Here is an 18,160-nt window from a genome sequence, read left to right as displayed (position 1 = left end):
AAGCATAACGCGGTGCGTCGAATCCTGCCCGTACAACGGAGTTTGCCGATCATGACCCCACCCTCACCCGCGCCGTCGCCCGCCGTGCCCGCGCGTTCCCGCAAGCCGGCCATCGTCGCGATCGCCGCGATCGCGCTGCTGCTCGTCGCGTTGCTCGCGTACGAGTTCGACGCACGCGATCGCGGCACCGATGATGCATACGTGACCGGCCACCTGCACGTGATCTCGCCGCGCGTGTCCGGCACGGTCGAGCGCGTGCTCGTCGACGACAACCAGTTCGTGCACGCGGGCGACGCGCTCGTGCAGATCGACCGGCGCGACTTCGACGTGCGCGTCGCCGCGCAGCGCGCACGCGTCGCGCAGGCGCATGCCGATGCGAGCCGCGCCCACGCGCTGATCGAGCAGGCGGACGCGGCGCTCGTGTCGGCGCACGCCGATGCCGAAAAAGCCGAACTCGATTACGCGCGGGCACGCGAACTGACCCGCGAGACGCCGCGCGGCTTGTCGAAGCAGGAGTTCGATGCGGCCGATGCCGCTCGCAAGTCCGCCCGCGCGCGCGTCGCGGCGGCCGATGCGCAACGGCGCAGCGCCCTCGCCGCCGCCCAGGCCGCCGACGCCGCGTCGAGCCAGAACGATGCCGAATTGCGCGACGCACTGCTGCAGCTCGGCTACACGGCGGTCGTCGCGCCGTCGGACGGCTACGTCGGCAAGAAGACCGTCGAGACCGGCGAGCATGTCGCGCCCGGCCAGGCGCTGCTCACGCTGGTCGAGCCGCATCCGTGGATCGTCGCCAATTTCCGCGAGACGCAGTTGCGGCACGTACGCGCCGGCGACGCCGTGCAACTGCGCTTCGATGCGCTGCCGGAACGCGCGTTCAGCGGCCGCATCGACAGCTTGTCGCCCGCGACCGGCGCGCAATTCGCGCTGCTGCCGCCCGACAACGCGACCGGCAACTTCACGAAGGTCACGCAGCGCGTCCCCGTGAAGATCCTGCTGGACGGCCCGGCCGCGACGGAGCCGCGCATCCGGCCCGGGCTGTCGGTCGTCGTCACGCTGCAACCCGGCGACGCAGCGCGATGAAGCGCGCCTTCGCCGTACTCGCCGCGAGCCTGCTGGCCGCCTGCTCGATCGCGCCGCAGCCGCTCGCGCCCGTCCCGGTCGGGCGCGACGGGTTCCGCCATGCCGATCCGTCGACCGATGCGCGCGCGCCGTCGCTCGCGGCGTGGCCTGCGTGGTTCGGCGACCCGCAACTCGGCCGCCTCGTCGACGCCGCGCTCGCGCACAACCTCGACATCCGCGCGGCGGCCGCGCGCGTCGACCAGGCGCAGGCGCTGCTCGGCGTGCGCGAGGCCGCGCTGGCGCCGGCCGTGCGCGTCGACCCGTCGTTCAGCCGCACGCGCGTATCCGGCACGGTCGACAACGCGCTGCCGAAGCGCACGATGCACAACTGGTCGGTTCCGGTCGCCGCGAGCTACGAAGTCGATCTATGGGGACGCTTGCGCGGCGACGCCGACGTCGGCGAACAGAACGTGCTGCAGGCGGCGGCCGACCGCGATGCGGTGCGTTTGCGGGTGGCGACCGAAGTGGCCGTCGACTACCTGACGCTGCGCTACGTCGACGACGATCTCGTGACGCTCACGCGCGCGATCGGGCTGCGGCGCACCGCGCTCGACGTGATCGCCGCGCGCGTGCGGGCCGGCGCGGCGAGCGATCTCGACGGACTGCGCGCGTCCGCCGATCTCGATACCGCGCATGCCGATCTCGCGGAGAGCCGCCGGCTGCGCGAGAACCTCGTCGACGCCATCGCGGTGCTGACCGGCGTGTCGCCGACCGCGTTCGACGTCGACGCGGGCGCCGTGCCCGTGCAGGTGCCGGATGTGCCGGCCGGGCTGCCGTCCGCGTTGCTCGCCCAACGCCCGGACGTATTCGCGGCGGCCCGGCGCGCCGACGCGGCGTCGCTCGAGCTGGGCATCGCGCGCACCGCGTGGCTGCCGACGCTGACGCTGACCGCCGACGGCGGTTTCGCCACCCGCGACCTGCGCTCGTTTCTCGACCGCAACAGCTCGCTGTGGAGTCTCGGCGCGAACGTCGCGCTGACGCTGTTCGACGGCGGCAAGCGCGACGCGGCGGTGGCCGCCGCGCGGGCCGGCACGAACATCGCAGACGCCAACTATCGCGCGACCGCGATCGCTGCGTTGCGCGACGTGCAGGACGCGCTCAACGACATCGCCGCGCAAAAGGAGCGGATCGTGCGCTACGACCATGCGGCACACGCGACGGACGCCGCGGCGCGGCTGTCGCTGAGCCGTTACGCGCACGGTTACGTCAGCTACCTGGAAGTGATCGACGCCGATCGCGATGCGCTGAATGCGCGGCGCCAGCTGATTCACAGCCGGCAGGCGCTGGCCGTCGCGACGGTGAGCCTCGTGCGCGCGTTGGGCGGCGGATGGACGCCGCCGGCGCGCGCCGGCCGGGACGGGTTACGCGACGCGACGCAGGCCGACGCGCGATGAATGGATCGAACGGCCGGCGAGCGCGTCACACGAGCGCGAGCCGATGCGCATCCTCGCCGAGAAACCGGTGCACGAAGGTCACGGCCATCGCGCCTTCGCCGACCGCCGACGCGACGCGCTTGACCGATCCCGATCGCACGTCGCCGGCCGCGAACGATCCCGGCACGCTGGTTTCCAGATGGTACGGCCGCCGCTCGAGCGGCCATACGCGCTCGAACGCGGGACAGTCGTACAGGTCGCCGCCGGTCACGAGATAACCGTCCGGATTGCGAATGATGTCGGTGTCCTTCGCCCAGTCGGTATTCGGCGCGCCGCCGATGCACACGAACAGGCGCGTGGCCGGCAGCCGTTCGCGCGTGCCGTCGGCCGAGCGAAGCTCGATCGCGTCGAGCCAGCCGTCGCCGTGCAGCGCGGCGACGCTCGACCGATAGCGGACCTCGATGTTCGGCGTCCGCTCGATCCGGTCGATCAGGTAGCGCGACAGCGTGTCGGCGAGCGACGCCCCGCGCACGAGCATCGTCACCTGGCGCGCATGCCGCGCGAAATTCATCGCGGCCTGGCCGGCCGAATTGCCGCCGCCGACGATGAACACCTGCTCGCCCGCGCACATCGGCGCTTCGCTCGACCCGGCGCCGTAGAACAACCCCGCATTGAGAAACGCCGGCTCCTCCGGCAGCCCGAGGCTGCGATATTCGATGCCGGTCGCGCAGATGTTCGCGCGCGCGATCAGGATCGATCCGTCGGCGAGCTCGACGCGGATCTTGCCGTCGACGAACGTCGCATGCACGCCTTCACGCATCGTCAGCAGTTCGACGCCGAACTTCACCGCCTGCTCGCGCGCGCGTTCGGCGAGCTCCGCGCCCGGGATGCCGTCCGGGAAGCCCATGTAGTTCTCGATCAGCGAACTCGTGCCGGCCTGCCCGCCGATCGCGCCGCGCTCGATCACGACCGCGCGCAGCCCTTCGGACGCCGCGTAGACCGCCGCCGACAGCCCGGCCGGCCCTGCGCCGTAGATCGACACGTCGTATTCGACGAAACGCGGGCGCGCGACCCAGCCGAGCCGCGCCGCGATTTCGGCCAGGGTCGGCTGGTACAGGCGCGAGCCGTCCGGAAAGATCACGACCGGCAGCCGGATGTCGTGCAGCGGCGCGATGCCGAGCACCTGCGCGCAGTCAGCGTCGGATGTCAGCTCGCACCAGTCGTACGCAATCATGCGCCGCTGCAGGAAATCGCGGATCGCATACGCGTCCCTGCTGCGCGGCAGGCCGACGATCCGCACGTGTTGCGGTTGATCCATGAGCGCCTCCCGAGGATGTCGATGTCGAATGCGGCCCGGCCGGTGCCCGCGCCGGACGCATTCGCGACTGTACGCCGTCGCCGCGCGCCGCGCGGGCCGCTTCATGACAATTAAGGTGCGGCCGCAACGCGACGCTGCACAATGCCGCGTACCCCTCCCGCTTGCGGCTTCGCGCCGGCCGTGCCGCAAGCGTCGCTCCCGCGCCGGCACCGGAGCGCAAGATGACCAACGCCTGTACGCATCTCGACGAAGCACGCGTGTTCGACACCGACAAGGACTACTGTGAGGAATGCGTCAAATCGGGCAGCCGCTGGGTGCATTTGCGGATGTGCCTGATCTGCGGGCACGTCGGCTGCTGCGACTCGTCGCCGAATCGCCACGCGAGCCGGCATTTCCGCGAAACCGGCCACCGGCTCGTCCGCTCGATCGAGCCCGGCGAGCGCTGGATCTGGTGCTACGCGGACGAAGTCGTCGCCGGCGAAGTTCCGTCGTAACGCGACACGCGGCGCCATCGGCGCCCGTTCATCCCCGATTCGCCCCCGATTCCGGGGCCAAGGGTTAACACGACTCGATCACGGCTTTGCGCTGCGCCGTTTTCGACCTACAATTTATCGAACGATAACTTATCCTTCGATAAACAAGAGGTTCGTCATGCCCGTATCTCGACTCGCGCATTACTCGATCCGCACGCCCGATCTCGAAGCATCGTGCCGCTTCTACGAACGCGTGCTCGGCTTCAGACGCGGCTACCGCCCGCCGTTCGACTTTCCGGGCGCGTGGCTCTACCTCGGTGACGACGAAGCCGATTACGGCACGGTCCACCTGATCGGCATCGATCCGGCCAACCCGAACGGGCTCGCCGCGTATCTCGGCGACAAGCCCGTGCCGGCCGCGGGCACCGGCACCGTCGACCACATCGCATTCGTCGCGACCGGCGTCGAGGCGATGTGGCGCACGCTGCGTGCCGAACACATCGCGTGGCGCGACCGCACCGTGCCGAGCCTCGGATTGCATCAGGTCTTCATCGAGGATCCGTCGGGCGTGACGATCGAACTGAACTACCCGGCCGCCGAAGTCGCCGGCCTCGACATGCGCGGCGCCGCAGCGCCCGCCGCTACCCGTGGAGACTGACATGAGCATCCATTCGACGCATCGCAAGGCCGCCATCGTCGGCGGCTCGCTGGGCGGGCTGTTCGCCGCGAACCTGTTGCTGCGCAACGGCTGGGACGTGGACGTGTTCGAACGCGTGCCCGACGCGCTGTCCGGCCGTGGCGCCGGCATCGTCACGCATCCGGAGCTGTTCGACGTGCTGCGCGCGGCCGGCGTGCGCATCGACGCATCGATCGGCGTGAACGTCGAATCGCGCGTCACGCTCGCGCGGGACGGCTCGCTCGCATCCGAGCGGCAACTGCCGCAGACGCTGACCGCATGGAGCAAGATGTACCACGTCCTGCGCGCCGCGCTGCCCGACCAGCACCATCACGCGGGGGCCGTCGTCGCCGACGTCGCGGACGGGCCCGAGCACGCCACGCTCACGCTGGCCGACGGGTCGGTGGTGCATGCCGACCTCGTCGTCGCGGCCGACGGCTTCCGTTCGGCGATCCGCGAACGATTCCTGCCGCACGCGCGCCTGCAGTACGCGGGCTACGTCGCGTGGCGCGGCCTCGTCGACGAGCGCGAACTGTCGGAGCGCACGCACGCGACGCTGTTCGACAAGTTCGCGTTCGGCCTGCCGCCGCGCGAGCAGATCCTCGGCTACCCGGTCGCCGGCCAGCACAACAGCACGCGGCCCGGCGAGCGCCGCTACAACTTCGTGTGGTATCGCGCGACCCGCGAGGACACCGACCTGCCGAACCTGCTCACCGACGCGACGGGCAAGCTGTGGGCGACCGGCATTCCGCCGACGCTGATCCGCCGCGACGTGCTCGCCGACATGGAAGACGCCGCGCATGCATTGCTCGCGCCGCAGTTCGCGGAAGTCGTGTCGCGCGCCGCACAGCCGCTGTTCCAGCCGATCTACGATCTCGAGGTGCCGCGCATGGCGTTCGGCCGCATCGCGCTGCTCGGCGATGCCGCATTCGTCGCGCGGCCGCACTGCGGGATGGGCGTCACGAAGGCCGCGGGCGATGCGCTTGCGCTGGTCGGCGCGCTGGCCGCGCATGCCGATCCGCTGGATGCACTGCACGCGTACAGCGAAACGCGCACCGCGTTCGGCGCCGCGATCGTGGAACACGCGCGCCATCTCGGCGCATACATGCAGGCGCAACTGAAGAACGACACCGAACGCGAGATGGCCGAACGCTACCGCACCGCGGAAGTCGTGATGCGCGAAACGGCCGTGCCGCCGCGGTTCTGACCACCGGCGGGCGCATGGACGACGTCTCGCGCCCGCCGCATCGCGCCCCATCCAATACCGACAAGGAGACACCGTGAACCGTTCGATTCCGGCCGCCGCCGGCCCCGCACCCGATCAGGACGCGCCCGCCGCGGCCACGCATCCGCTGCTGCGCGATGCCCGCTTCCGCCATCTCGTCACGCGAAGGCGGCGATTCGCGTGGTCGCTGACCGCCGTCATGCTCGCGCTTTACTTCGCGTTCATCCTGTCGCTGGCGTTCTCGCCGGCATGGCTCGGCCGGCCGATCGTGCCGGGCCGCCCGACCACGTGGGGCATCCCGGTCGGCTTCGGCATGTTCGTCGCGACGTTCGCGCTCGTCGCGCTGTACGTGCGGCGTGCGAATGCGGTGCACGACGCGCTCGTCGCGTCGGTCCGCGACGGAGGCGGCCAATGAAACACACCTTCGCCATCCTCCTCGCTGCAACCGCGAGCGCAGCCGCGGCGCCGGCGTTCGCGGCGGGCTCCGCGCCGCTCGCGCACCCGCACAATCCGGTCGCCATCGGCATGTTCGTGCTGTTCGTCGCGTCGACGCTCGTCATCACGCGCTGGGCCGCCCGCCAGAACCGCAGCGTCGCCGATCATTACGCGGCCGGCGGCCGCATCACCGCGCTGCAGAACGGCTGGGCGATCGCCGGCGACTACATGTCGGCCGCATCGCTGCTCGGCATCTCCGCGCTCGTGTTCACGAGCGGTTACGACGGGCTGATCTATTCGGTCGGCTTTCTCGCGAGCTGGCCGATCATCCTGTTCCTGATCGCGGAGCCGTTGCGCAACCTCGGCAAGTACACGCTCGCCGACGTCGTGTCGTACCGGCTGCAGCCACGGCCGATCCGCGCGTTCGCCGCGTCGAGCTCGATCGTCATCGTCCTGCTGTATCTCGTGTCGCAGATGGTCGGCGCCGGCAAGCTCGTCGAGCTGCTGTTCGGGCTCGACTACACGGCCGCGGTGGTGATCGTCGGCGTGCTGATGGTCGTCTACGTGTTCTTCGGCGGCATGCTCGCCACCACGTGGATCCAGATCGTCAAGGCCGTGCTGCTGCTCGCCGGCGCGGCATTCATGGCGTTCATGGTGCTGAGCCGCTTCGGCTTCAGCCTCGACGCACTGTTCGCGCAGGCGCTGCGCGTCCATCCGAAGCACGCAGCCATCATGCGGCCGGGCGGCCTCGTGTCCGACCCGGTGTCCGCGGTGTCGCTCGGGCTCGCGCTGATCTTCGGCACGGCCGGCCTGCCGCACATCCTGATGCGCTTCTTCACGGTCGGCGACGTCGGCGCGGCGCGCAAGAGCATCCTCCATGCAACCGGCATCGTCGGCGCCGGCTATGCATTGATCATCGTGATCGGCTTCGGCACGATCGCGCTCGTCGCGGCGGACCCGCGGTATCACGATGCGTCCGGCGCGGTGGCCGGCGGCGCGAACATGGTGGCGATCCATCTCGCGCATGCGATCGGCGGCAACTTTTTCCTCGGCTTCATCTGCGCGGTCGCGTTCTCGACGATTCTCGCCGTGGTCGCGGGGCTGACGCTCGCCGGCTCGTCGGCGATCTCGCACGACCTCTATGCGAACGTGCTGCGCCGCGGCCAGGCGACCGACCGCGAAGAAATGCGCGTCGCACGCGCGACGACGCTGGTGCTCGGCGTGCTCGCGATCGTGCTGGGCATCGCATTCGAGAAGCAGAACATCGCGTTCATCGTCAGCCTCACGTTCTCGATCGCCGCCAGCTCGAATTTCCCGGTGCTGCTGCTCTCGATCTACTGGCGCGGCCTGACGACGCGCGGCGCGGTGGTCGGCGGCACGATCGGGCTCGTCACGGCGGTCACGCTCACCGTGCTGAGCCCGACCGTCTGGGTACAGGTGCTCGGCCACGCGCACGCGCCCTACCCGTACGAATATCCGGCGCTGTTCTCGATGGCCGCCGCGTTCGTCGCGATCGTCGCGGTGTCGGCCACCGACGGCTCGGCCCGCGCGCGACGCGAACGCGCGCGGTTCGACGCGCAGCTCGTCGCATGCGAACTCGGCGTCCTGCCGCGCCACGGCACGCCACAACACGACAATCACGACCTGGAGACGATCCGATGACCTGCCCCTGCTGCCTGCCCACCGGCCGGCGCCGCATGCTCGGCACATTCGCCGCGCTTGCCGTCGCGGCCCTTGCCGGACGTCCGGCCGCGGCGGCGCAACCGGCGCCCACCTCGGCCGCTGCAGCCACGCTGCCGGCCCGGCGTCCACGCGCGATCGACATCCACGCGCACTATTACCCGGAAAGCTTCTGCGACCTCGTCGGCGGCGAAGGCAAGCGGTTCGGCGGCGCATTCGCGTGCGACGACACGACGTTCACGTTCCGCACGCCGGCCGGCGGCCTCGGGCCGCTGCCGATGAAATTCATCGACGTCGACGCACGGCTCGAGGACATGGACGCGTCGGGCGTCGACGTGCAGGCGCTGTCGCTGAGCGTGCCGATGGCGTACTGGGGCGACCGGCCGTTCAACGCGAAACTGGCGCGCACATGGAATACGGCCGCGTCGCGCGTGCACCAGCGGCATCCGGCGAGCTTCGTCGTCCTCGCGACGCTGCCGATGCTCGACGCGACCGATGCGATCGACGAGCTCGAGCGCGCGTCGGCGCTGCCTGGCGTGCGCGGCGTGTACATGGGCACGAACATCGACAACCGCGACCTCGACGATCCGCGGTTCGCGCCGGTGTTCGCGCGCATCGAGCAACTCGGGCTGCCGGTGTTCCTGCACCCGCAGCAAACCGTCGGCGGCGCGCGCCTCGGCGATTTCTACCTGAGCAACCTGCTCGGCAATCCGTTCGATACGGCAATCGCCGCTTCGCACCTGATACTCGGCGGCGTGCTCGATCGCCATCCGGCGCTGCACGTCACGCTGCCGCATGCGGGCGGCGCGCTGCCGATCCTCGCCGGCCGGCTCGACGCCGGGTGGACCGTCCGGCCGGAAACGCGCCGGCTCGCGCAACAGCCGAGCAGCTATCTGCGGCGCTTCAGCTACGACACGGTGTCCCACTCGGGGCCGGTGCTGAACTTTCTGATCGAGAACGTCGGCATCGACCGGCTGGTGCTCGGCAGCGACTATTGCTTCGACATGGGCTACGCGCAACCGGTGCGTTTTCTCGACCGGCTGGACCTGCCCGACGACCAGCGCGCGCTGGTGCTCGGCGGCAATGCGGGCCGGCTGCTGCGGATCTAGCGCGTGCGTGCCGGGTGCCGCCGAACCGGGCCGGAACCCGTTCAGAACGTTTCAGCCCGGTTTCAGGAAATGACGCGGGCGTCTGCGTAGACTGGCTGCAAGAGCGACCGCGCTGGCCAGCCCGCGCGCCTTTTCGATTGATGGAGTGACAACGTGGATCCAGTTGCCAATCACCGCCGCGCAGCCACGCGTTCGCGGCCCGGCCAGCCGACGCACGACGCCCCGGGCGCGCCGCGCACGACGTGCGGCGCACCGCTTCGCGCGGAGCGCACATGAAGCACAAACGACTCTGGTTCGGCGCGGCCGGCATCGCGATCGCGGGCATCGCGGTCGCGATCGGCATCATGGTGCGGCCGTCGATCGCGCCGATCGATCCGCCCGCCCCTGCTTCGTTCGATCCGCAACTGGTGCGCGCCGGCGCGCGGGTCGTCGCGCTCGGCGACTGCATCGTGTGCCACACCGCGAAGGACGGCAAGCCGTTCGCGGGCGGCTTGCCGCTCGCGACGCCGTTCGGCACGATCTACGCGACCAACATCACGCCGGACGCCGAAACGGGGATCGGCCGCTGGTCGCGCGACGCCTTCGCCCGTGCATTGCGCACCGGCATCGGACGCAACGGCCAGCCGCTCTACCCGGCGTTTCCGTACATTCATTTCACGCGGATGTCGGACGACGACATCGCCGCCGCATACGCGTACCTGATGACGCGTGAGCCGGTACATGCGACGGCGCCCGCCAACGACCTGATCTTTCCGCTGAACTTCCGGCCGCTGGTCGCGTTCTGGAACGTGCTGTTCCTGCGCGAAGGCGCGTATCAACCCGACCCCGCGCAGTCCGCGCAATGGAACCGCGGCAGGATGCTCGTCGACGGGCTCGGTCACTGCGCATCGTGCCATTCGCCGCTGAACGCGATCGGCGGCGAGCAGCGCGGCCGTGCATTCGACGGCGGCATCGTCGACGGCTGGGAAGCGCCGCCGCTCAATGCGCTCGGCCAGGCCGCGCGCCCGTGGACACAGGCGCAGCTCGTCACCTACCTGCGCACCGGCCGCGCGAGCGAGCACGGCGCGGCGGCCGGGCCGATGCTGCCGGTCACGCGCGACCTCGCGACGGTGCCGGTGGAGGACGTCGACGCGATCGCCGCGTACATCCTGTCGATCCAGAAGCCGGCGACCGCGCGTGCGGCCGCGGCAACGGCCGCGGGCGAACACACCGCGACGACGCCGGCCGCGCAGCGCGGCGCGACGCTGTTCCAGGCGTCGTGCGCGCAGTGCCACGGGCCGGCCGCGCCGATGCACTCGATCGGCGAGCGGCCGACGCTCGCGTTCAGCACGGCGGTCAACGCCGATACGCCGCGCAACGCGATCCAGATGATGTTCAACGGCATCGGCTGGCACGGCGAGGACACGCTCAACTACATGCCGTCGTTCATCGACCAGTACGACGACGCGCAGATCGCCGATCTCGCCGCGTACGTGCGCGAGACCTATACCGATCGTCCCGCGTGGGCGGGCGTCGACGCGATGGCCGCGAAGCTCAGAAAAGAGGACACCGCACGATGATTACCCTCACCGTCAACGGCGTGCGGCACACGCTGGACATCGATCCGTCCACGCCGCTGCTGTACGCGCTGCGCAACGACCTGCACCTGCACGGCGCGAAGTTCGGCTGCGGCCTCGGCCAATGCGGCGCCTGCACAGTGATCGTCGACGGCAAGCCGACCTTCTCGTGCCTGATGCCGGTGGCCGCGGTCGGTTCGCGCAGCGTGCGCACCATCGAGAGCCTCGGCACCGCCGAGCACCCGGGCCCGCTGCAGCGCGCGTTCATCGAGCACCAGGCCGCGCAGTGCGGCTACTGCATCGCCGGGATGATCATGCGCGCGCAGGCGCTGCTCGAACGCAATCCGAAGCCGACCGAACAGGAACTGCGTACGCACATGGAACCGAACCTGTGCCGCTGCGGCACGCACATGCGGATTCTCGCGGCGGTGCGCTCGGTCGCGGGTCTGCCGGCCCCCGAACCGGCTTCCGCTCCCGTCACGATCAGCAAGGGGCTCTGATGAATTCCCACGACGACATCGACGAAGGCCGCCGGCACTTCATCGTCTCCGGCGCGCTGTTCGTCGCGTTCAGTCTCGCGCCCGCGTCGCGCGCGGCCGCGCAGCTGGTGATCGCCGACGAAGGCGCGGCCGTGCACGTGGCGAAGGCCACGCAGGCGCTCGCCGGCAGCCTGAAGACCAATCCGCTGCTCGATGCATGGGTCAAGATCGCGCCCGACGGCAAGGTCACCGTGTACACCGGCAAGGTCGAGCTCGGCACCGGCGTGCGCACCGCGCTGCTGCAGGTGGCCGCCGAGGAACTCGACATGAAGCCGTCGCTGATCACGTTCCTGACCGCCGACACCGGCGCGTCGCCGGACGAAGGCTTGACCGCCGGCAGCCATACGATGGCCGACAGCGGCTCCGCGCTGCTGAACGCGACCGCGCAGGTGCGCGCGCTGCTGGTGGAAGGCGCGGCGAAACGCTTCGGCGTCGATCCGCGCGTGCTGACGACCGCCGACGCGGTGATCACGGCGCCCGACGGCCGCACGATGACCTACGGCGACGCGATCCGCACGGTCGACCTGCACCGCAACGCGACGCCGACGTCGCCGCTGAAGAGCCCGGCGACGTTCGCGGTGATCGGCACGTCGCTGCCGCGCGTCGACATCCCGAACAAGGTCACGGGCGGCGTCAGCTACGTGCAGGACATGCAGCTGCCCGGCATGCTGCACGCACGCGTCGTGATGCCGCCGGTGTACGACGCGAAGCTGCTGTCGTTCGACGAAGCCGCGATCCTGAAGCTGCCGGGCGTCGTGCGGATCGTGCGCAACGGCAGCATGCTCGCGGTGGTCGCGCAGGGCGAGTGGCAGGCGGTGGTCGCGCAGCGCGCGCTCGCCGCCGGCTGCCAGTGGTCGCCGGGCCGCAAGCTGCCCGAGCGCAGCACCGTGCACGCGGACCTGAAGCGGATCTCGACGCAGCGCATCGAGATCGCGAACACGCACGCGGCCACCGCGCCGGCCGCGAAGACGCTGAACGCGACGTTCCTGAAGAACTACCTGTTGCACGGGTCGATCGGGCCGTCGTGCTCGGTCGCGCATCTCGAGAACGGGATGATGACGGTGTGGACCCACTCGCAGGGCGTCTATCCGCTGCGCGACGCGCTCGCGGAGATGCTGTCGATGCCGAAGGCGAACATTCGCTGCATTCACACCGAAGGCTCCGGCTGCTACGGCCACAACGCGGCGGACGACGTGGCCGCGCATGCGGCGCTGATCGCCGCCGCGATGCCGGGCAAGCCGATTCGCGTGCAATGGATGCGCGAACAGGAACACACGTGGGATCACTTCACGCCCGCGATGGTGACCGAGGTCAGCGCATCGCTCGACGCGAGCGGCCGCATCGTCGACTGGAACTATGCGCTGTGGAGCAGCTCGCACAACGAGCGGATCGTCAACGCGGGCCGGCTGCTGCCCGCGCGCATGCTCGAGCCGCCGTTCGTGCCCGCGCCGTCGACGCCGATGCTTCAACCGGAGGGCGGCGGCGACCGCAACGCGATCCCGCTGTACGCGCTGCCGAACCAGCACATCGTCAACCACTTCTCGCCGACGATGCCGCTGCAGACGTCCGCGATGCGTTCGCTCGGCGCGCACACGAACGTCTGGGCGATCGAAAGCTTCATGGACGAGCTCGCGCACGCGGCCGGCGTCGATCCGGTCGAATTCCGGCTGCGCCACATGGAAGACCATCGCGCGCGGCAGGTGATCCAGCTCGCCGCGAAGCACTTCGGCTGGCCGCGGCCGCCGCGCGCGCGCAACCGCGGCGTCGGCTTCGCGTTCGGCAAGTACAAGAACCTGATGGCCTACGTCGCGATCGCGGTCGAGGTGTCGGTCGTGCCGGAAACCGGCCAGGTGACGCTCGAACACGCGGAAGCCGCCGTCGACGCGGGCCAGATCGTGTCGCCGGACGGCATCCGCAACCAGATCGAGGGCGGCATCGTGCAGGCCGCGAGCTGGACGCTGTACGAGGCGCTGAAGTACGACACGGAACGGATTCGCAGCTTCGACTGGAGCAGCTACCCGATCCTGCGCTTCTCGGCCGCGCCGCAGAACGTGAAGGTCCATCTGGTCAATCGCCCCGGCGCGCCGTTTCTCGGCGCGGCCGAAGCATCGATGGGGCCGACCGCCGGCGCGCTGGCCAACGCGATCTTCGACGCGACCGGCCAGCGCCTGCGCGAAATGCCGTTTGCCGGCGACGCGCTGAGAAAGCGCATCGACGCGTAGCGGTCGGTCGCATTCGCTGCGCGACACGCCCTATCCGATACACGACAAGACGGCGCCGGCACGCACCGGCGCCGCATGCCGACAGGCGGGAGAACTTCCGACGATGGATACCTTGCTTTCGATGCGCGTGTTCACGCGCATCGTCGAAACCGGCAGCTTCACGCGCGCGTCGGACACGACCGGCCTCACCACGCCGCGCGTGTCCGCGCTGCTGAGCGCACTCGAGCAGCATCTCGGCTGCCGGCTGCTGAACCGCACCACGCGCCGCATCTCGCTGACCGAGGACGGCCAGGCGTATTACGAACGCGCCGTCGCGGTGCTGCGCGAGATCGACGACATGGAGGCGTCGGTGTCGCAGGCCCGCAACGTGCCGCGCGGCCGGCTGAAAGTGAACCTGCCGCCCGCGATGGCGAAGCAGGTCGTCGTGCCCGCGCTGCCGGCGTTTCTCGACGCCCATCCGGACATCATGATCGAACTCGGCGTGACCGACCGGCAGATCGACCTCGTCGGCGAAGGGGTCGACTGCGTGGTGCGCATCGGCGCGCTCGACGATTCGGGGATGATCGCGCGGCGGATCGGCAGCCTGACCACCTGCACGTGCGGCTCGCCCGCGTATTTCGCGCGGTGCGGCGAGCCGGAGACCGTCGACGATCTCGCGCAGCACGTGGCGGTCAGTCACATCTCGGCCGACACCGGGCGACCGCGCCCGTGGGATTACGTCGTCGACGGCGAGCCGCGCATCGTGCAGATGTGCGGCACGGTGGCCGTCAACGACGCGGACAACTACATCGAGTGCGGCGTCGCCGGCATCGGCCTGATCAAGACATCGCTGTACCTCGTCGAGCCTTACCTGAAATCGGGCCGGCTTCGCGAGGTGCTGACCGATTTCAACGCGCCGGCCAGGCCGATTTCGGTGCTGTATCCGCCCAATCGCCATATCCCGGTCAAGCTGAAGGTGTTCGTCGACTGGCTCGCGGGCCTGTTCGAGCAGATTCCGACGCTGCAGGGCAAACGCGGCTGACCCCACCGGGCGCGGCACTTTTGCGTGCCGCGCAACGCTCGATTGCGCGGCGTCTCGCTTCCGGTTTTATCGATTGATCAATAGTATGGACGGCAATGCGGTGCACCGTATCGCGGCCGGGCGAGCTCGATGCCCGCGCGACGCTTCGGTGTCCGGCCTTTCCCTTTTCCAGGAGTCGATCATGTCAACGGATTCAACACCGCTCGCGCCGCCCGCGCACAGCGTCAAACTCACGCAGGGGCTGATCCTGCTGTTCGCGTTCAGCTGCGGCGCGATCGTCGCGAACCTGTACTACGCACAGCCGATCACCGAGCTCATCGCGCCGAGCCTGCACATGTCCGGCAACACGGCGAGCCTGATCGTGTCGCTGACGCAGATCGGCTACGCGCTCGGGCTGTTCTTCATCGTGCCGCTCGGCGACCTGCTCGAAAACCGCAAGCTGATGATCGTGACGGCCGTCGTGTCGATCGCGAGCCTCGCGGCGGCCGCGTTCGTGCGCACGCCCGGGCTCTTCCTCGCGATTTCGCTGCTGATCGGGTTCAGCTCGGTGGCCGTGCAGATCCTCGTGCCGCTCGCCGCGCACCTCGCGCCCGACCATTCGCGCGGCCGCGTCGTCGGCACGATCATGAGCGGGCTGCTGCTCGGCATCCTGCTCGCGCGACCGCTGTCGAGCGTCGTCGCCGACGCGTTCGGCTGGCGCTTCGTGTTCGCGGCCGCGGCCGTGCTGATGACGCTCGTCACGGCCGTGCTCGCGCTGACGATTCCGTCGCGCCAGCCCGATCATCGCGCAACCTATTTCGAACTGATCGGCTCGCTGCTGCACCTCGTTCGCACGATGCCGGTGCTGCGTCACCGCGCGTTCTACCAGGGCCTGATGTTCGCGTCGTTCAGCCTGTTCTGGACCGCCGTGCCCGTCGAGCTGACGCGTCACTACGGGTTGTCGCAATCGGCAATCGGCCTGTTCGCGCTGGTCGGCGCGATCGGCGCGACGTCGGCGCCGGTGGCCGGACGCCTCGCGGATGCCGGCCATACGGTGCGCGCGACGCTGATCGCGCTGGTTGCCGGCGCGCTCGCGTATGCGGTCGGTGTCGTGCACGGCGCCGGCCTGTACGGGCTCGTCGTCACCGGCATCGTGCTCGACTTCGCGGTGCAGATGAACATGGTGCTCGGCCAGCGCGAGATCTACGCGCTGCATGCGGCGAGCCGCAACCGGCTCAATGCGCTGTACATGACGAGCATCTTCGTCGGCGGCGCCATCGGCTCCGCGCTCGCGAGCCCGCTGTACGAACACGGCGGCTGGCCGCTCGTCGCCGCGGTGGCCGGCGCGTTCCCGATCGTCGCGCTCGGCCACTACCTGCTCGTCGGGCGGCCGCACGCGCAACGTCACGCCGCGGGTTGATCCATCGTCACCCATCGAATCGATCCGTTCGCGGGGCGCAAAGCCGCCCCGCTCCCCGTCGAACCACAGGAGTCCATCATGTCTTCCCTGCTCAGTGCCTACGATCTGCGCGGCCTCGCGCTGCCGAACCGCGTCGTGATGGGGCCGATGACTCGCTCGCGCGCGCCGTCCCGCGGCCTGCCCACCGAACTGATGGCCGAGTACTACGCGCAGCGCGCGTCGGCCGGCCTGATCGTGACCGAGGCCACCAACGTCAGCCCGGCGTCCGCCGCATTCGAGCTGACGCCCGGTCTCGTCGACGATGCGCAAGCCGCCGCGTGGAAAGCCGTCACCGACGCCGTCCATGCGAACGGCGGACGCATCTTCGCGCAGCTGTGGCACGGCGGCCGCGTCAGTTCGCTGACGCTGCTCGGCGGCGCCGCGCCGCTGTCGCCGTCCGGCGTGAACGACGACCTCGAACAGTTGCAGGTGTGGGCGCAGTTGCAGAACGGCTTCTACACGAAGATTCATGCGACGCCGTCGCGCGCGATGACGACCGATGAAGTCGTCGCGGCCGTCGACGAATTCCGGCAGGCCGCCGCGCACGCGATGGCCGCGGGCTTCGACGGCGTCGAGATCCATGCGGCCAACGGCTATCTGCCGCACCAGTTCCTGTCGTCGACGCTGAACCGCCGCGACGATCGCTACGGCGGTTCGGTCGCGAACCGCGCGCGCTTTCTCGAGGAAATCGTCGACGCGGTCGGCGGCGTGATGCCGCTGAACCGCGTCGGCGTGCGCATCTCGCCGTACGCGAAATACAACAACGTGCGCGACGCCGATCCGGACGCGACGCTCGCGTACGTCGGCCGGATGCTCGACGCGGCGGGCGTCGCGTACCTGCACGCGGCCGACACCAACGGCTGGAGCGGCGAGCCCGATCTGCCGCGCATCGTCGAGCACGCGCGCCGGTCGTTCCACGGCACGCTGATCGTCAACGGCGGCATTTCGCCGGACGCGGCGAACGCGCTGATCGACGCGGGCGACGCCGATCTCGTCGCGTTCGCGCGCGCGTATATCGCGAACCCGGATCTCGTCGAGCGCATCGCGGCCCGCGCACCGCTCGCGGAGCCGAAGGCCGCCGGCTGGTACGGCGGCGACCGCGCCGGCTACGTCGACTATGCGCGGTACGATGCGGCGCCGTCGCACGCGTGACCCGCACATGCGGCGCGCCACGTGCGGCATCCCGCGCGCGGCCGCGCGCCGCAGCCGGTCGAGCGTGCGGCTGCCGCACGCTCGACCGGGGCCGTCACATGTCGTTCCACCGCGCGCCCAGCACGCGGCCGCAGAAATTCGGCCGATGAAAATCCGGATCCGCGCGTTCGAGCACGTCGGCGCTCCACGTGCCGAAGGTCGACTGCGGCCGGTGCGCGACGCCGCGCGCGACCAGGTCGAGAAACGCTTCGGGGAAATCGCCAGCGCGCGGATACGCGGCAAGGAGCGCGTCGCGCTCGTGGGCCATGTACGCGTCGAAGTCGGTCGCCATCAGGTCCGTCGACACCGCGCACGCCAATGCGCGCGCGAGCGGCGACGCGCGGACGGCCACGCCCGGCGTCGTATGCAGCGCGATCGCGTGCCACACGTCGTCGCGCATGCGCCGCGACCGGCGATGCCGCAGCAGCAACGCGTGCGCGGCATCCGCGCCGTCGAGCTCGTAGCGTTCGGTCGAACGGCCGTACGCCGGACTCAGCCCCATGTTGGCGTACATCGCGGCGACATACAGTGCATCGGCATCGCACGCGTCGCCCGCCCGCCGCGCGGCGAGCGACGCGAACACGAACACGCGCGCCGCGTGATCGACGAGCGCGGCGGGCAACGACGCGCGGGCCGCGTCGGCTGCCTCGACCGCAACGGGCGTGCGCGGAATGCGAACGCCGGCCACTTCGTCGCCGGTGGCCGATGCGCGCGGGTGCGCAGCATTCATCCTGTCTCCTTCATGCCCCGCGCACGGGGCGGAAAATCGTTCAATGCGCGGCGGC

Annotated in this window: 16 protein-coding genes; 14 read left to right on the top strand and 2 right to left on the bottom strand. The window is 70.1% G+C overall.

What is annotated here, in order from left to right:
- Positions 1-51: 51 nt before the first annotated feature.
- Together HWX76_RS18885 and HWX76_RS18880 are read left to right on the top strand one after the other, a co-directional pair.
- Entirely contained in the window at positions 52-1,080 is a 1,029-nt protein-coding gene (locus HWX76_RS18885; protein WP_176016173.1) for an HlyD family secretion protein, read from the top strand.
- Positions 1,077-2,513: an efflux transporter outer membrane subunit gene (locus tag HWX76_RS18880; protein WP_124595372.1), complete on the top strand. Its 1,437-nt coding sequence runs from the start codon at positions 1,077-1,079 to the stop codon at positions 2,511-2,513. The genes HWX76_RS18885 and HWX76_RS18880 overlap by 4 nt, the downstream gene beginning before the upstream one ends.
- 25 nt (positions 2,514-2,538) lie before the next feature.
- Here HWX76_RS18880 and HWX76_RS18875 read toward each other — a convergent pair whose 3' ends face one another.
- A complete protein-coding gene (locus tag HWX76_RS18875; protein WP_124595373.1) occupies positions 2,539-3,810 on the bottom strand; it encodes an NAD(P)/FAD-dependent oxidoreductase in 1,272 nt (423 codons plus the stop codon).
- 221 nt (positions 3,811-4,031) lie between these two features.
- Between HWX76_RS18875 and HWX76_RS18870 the strand changes: the two genes are divergently transcribed.
- From HWX76_RS18870 to HWX76_RS18815, 12 genes are all read left to right on the top strand, one after another.
- Complete coding sequence (locus HWX76_RS18870; RefSeq protein WP_089490291.1) at positions 4,032-4,304, top strand: UBP-type zinc finger domain-containing protein; 273 nt, start codon at positions 4,032-4,034, stop codon at positions 4,302-4,304.
- A gap of 157 nt (positions 4,305-4,461) precedes the next feature.
- A complete protein-coding gene (locus HWX76_RS18865) occupies positions 4,462-4,941 on the top strand; it encodes a VOC family protein (protein ID WP_050014134.1) in 480 nt (159 codons plus the stop codon).
- Between the two features lies 1 nt (position 4,942).
- Positions 4,943-6,166, top strand: coding sequence for an FAD binding domain-containing protein (locus HWX76_RS18860; protein WP_176016172.1), 1,224 nt, complete (start codon positions 4,943-4,945; stop codon positions 6,164-6,166).
- A 73-nt stretch (positions 6,167-6,239) separates the two neighbouring features.
- Positions 6,240-6,599 (top strand): DUF485 domain-containing protein, encoded by a 360-nt coding sequence (locus HWX76_RS18855; protein ID WP_176016171.1) that lies wholly within the window; start codon positions 6,240-6,242, stop codon positions 6,597-6,599.
- Positions 6,596-8,281: a cation/acetate symporter ActP gene (gene actP, locus HWX76_RS18850; RefSeq protein WP_176016170.1), complete on the top strand. Its 1,686-nt coding sequence runs from the start codon at positions 6,596-6,598 to the stop codon at positions 8,279-8,281. The genes HWX76_RS18855 and actP overlap by 4 nt, the downstream gene beginning before the upstream one ends.
- Positions 8,278-9,408, top strand: a complete 1,131-nt coding sequence (locus HWX76_RS18845; RefSeq protein WP_176016169.1) for an amidohydrolase family protein — start codon at positions 8,278-8,280, stop codon at positions 9,406-9,408. Before actP ends, HWX76_RS18845 begins: the two co-directional genes overlap by 4 nt.
- 272 nt (positions 9,409-9,680) lie before the next feature.
- Positions 9,681-10,967 (top strand): cytochrome c, encoded by a 1,287-nt coding sequence (locus HWX76_RS18840; RefSeq protein WP_176016168.1) that lies wholly within the window; start codon positions 9,681-9,683, stop codon positions 10,965-10,967.
- Complete coding sequence (locus HWX76_RS18835) at positions 10,964-11,464, top strand: (2Fe-2S)-binding protein (RefSeq protein WP_050014128.1); 501 nt, start codon at positions 10,964-10,966, stop codon at positions 11,462-11,464. The genes HWX76_RS18840 and HWX76_RS18835 overlap by 4 nt, the downstream gene beginning before the upstream one ends.
- Entirely contained in the window at positions 11,464-13,725 is a 2,262-nt protein-coding gene (locus HWX76_RS18830) for a molybdopterin cofactor-binding domain-containing protein (RefSeq protein WP_089490287.1), read from the top strand. The genes HWX76_RS18835 and HWX76_RS18830 overlap by 1 nt, the downstream gene beginning before the upstream one ends.
- A 103-nt stretch (positions 13,726-13,828) precedes the next feature.
- Complete coding sequence (locus HWX76_RS18825) at positions 13,829-14,746, top strand: LysR family transcriptional regulator (protein WP_050014126.1); 918 nt, start codon at positions 13,829-13,831, stop codon at positions 14,744-14,746.
- A 181-nt stretch (positions 14,747-14,927) separates the two neighbouring features.
- Positions 14,928-16,145 (top strand): MFS transporter, encoded by a 1,218-nt coding sequence (locus HWX76_RS18820; RefSeq protein WP_050014125.1) that lies wholly within the window; start codon positions 14,928-14,930, stop codon positions 16,143-16,145.
- 78 nt (positions 16,146-16,223) lie between these two features.
- Positions 16,224-17,336 (top strand): alkene reductase, encoded by a 1,113-nt coding sequence (locus tag HWX76_RS18815; RefSeq protein WP_050014124.1) that lies wholly within the window; start codon positions 16,224-16,226, stop codon positions 17,334-17,336.
- A 94-nt stretch (positions 17,337-17,430) separates the two neighbouring features.
- Here the strand turns inward: HWX76_RS18815 and HWX76_RS18810 are convergent, their stop codons facing one another.
- On the bottom strand, positions 17,431-18,105 hold the full coding sequence (locus HWX76_RS18810) for a hypothetical protein (protein ID WP_050014123.1): 675 nt from the start codon (positions 18,103-18,105) through the stop codon (positions 17,431-17,433).
- Positions 18,106-18,160: the final 55 nt, after the last annotated feature.

The sequence above is a fragment of the Burkholderia sp. BCC0398 genome, assembly GCF_902833245.1.
GTDB classification, from domain to species: Bacteria; Pseudomonadota; Gammaproteobacteria; order Burkholderiales; family Burkholderiaceae; genus Burkholderia; species Burkholderia sola.
This window is presented reverse-complemented; position numbering and strand designations above follow the sequence as displayed.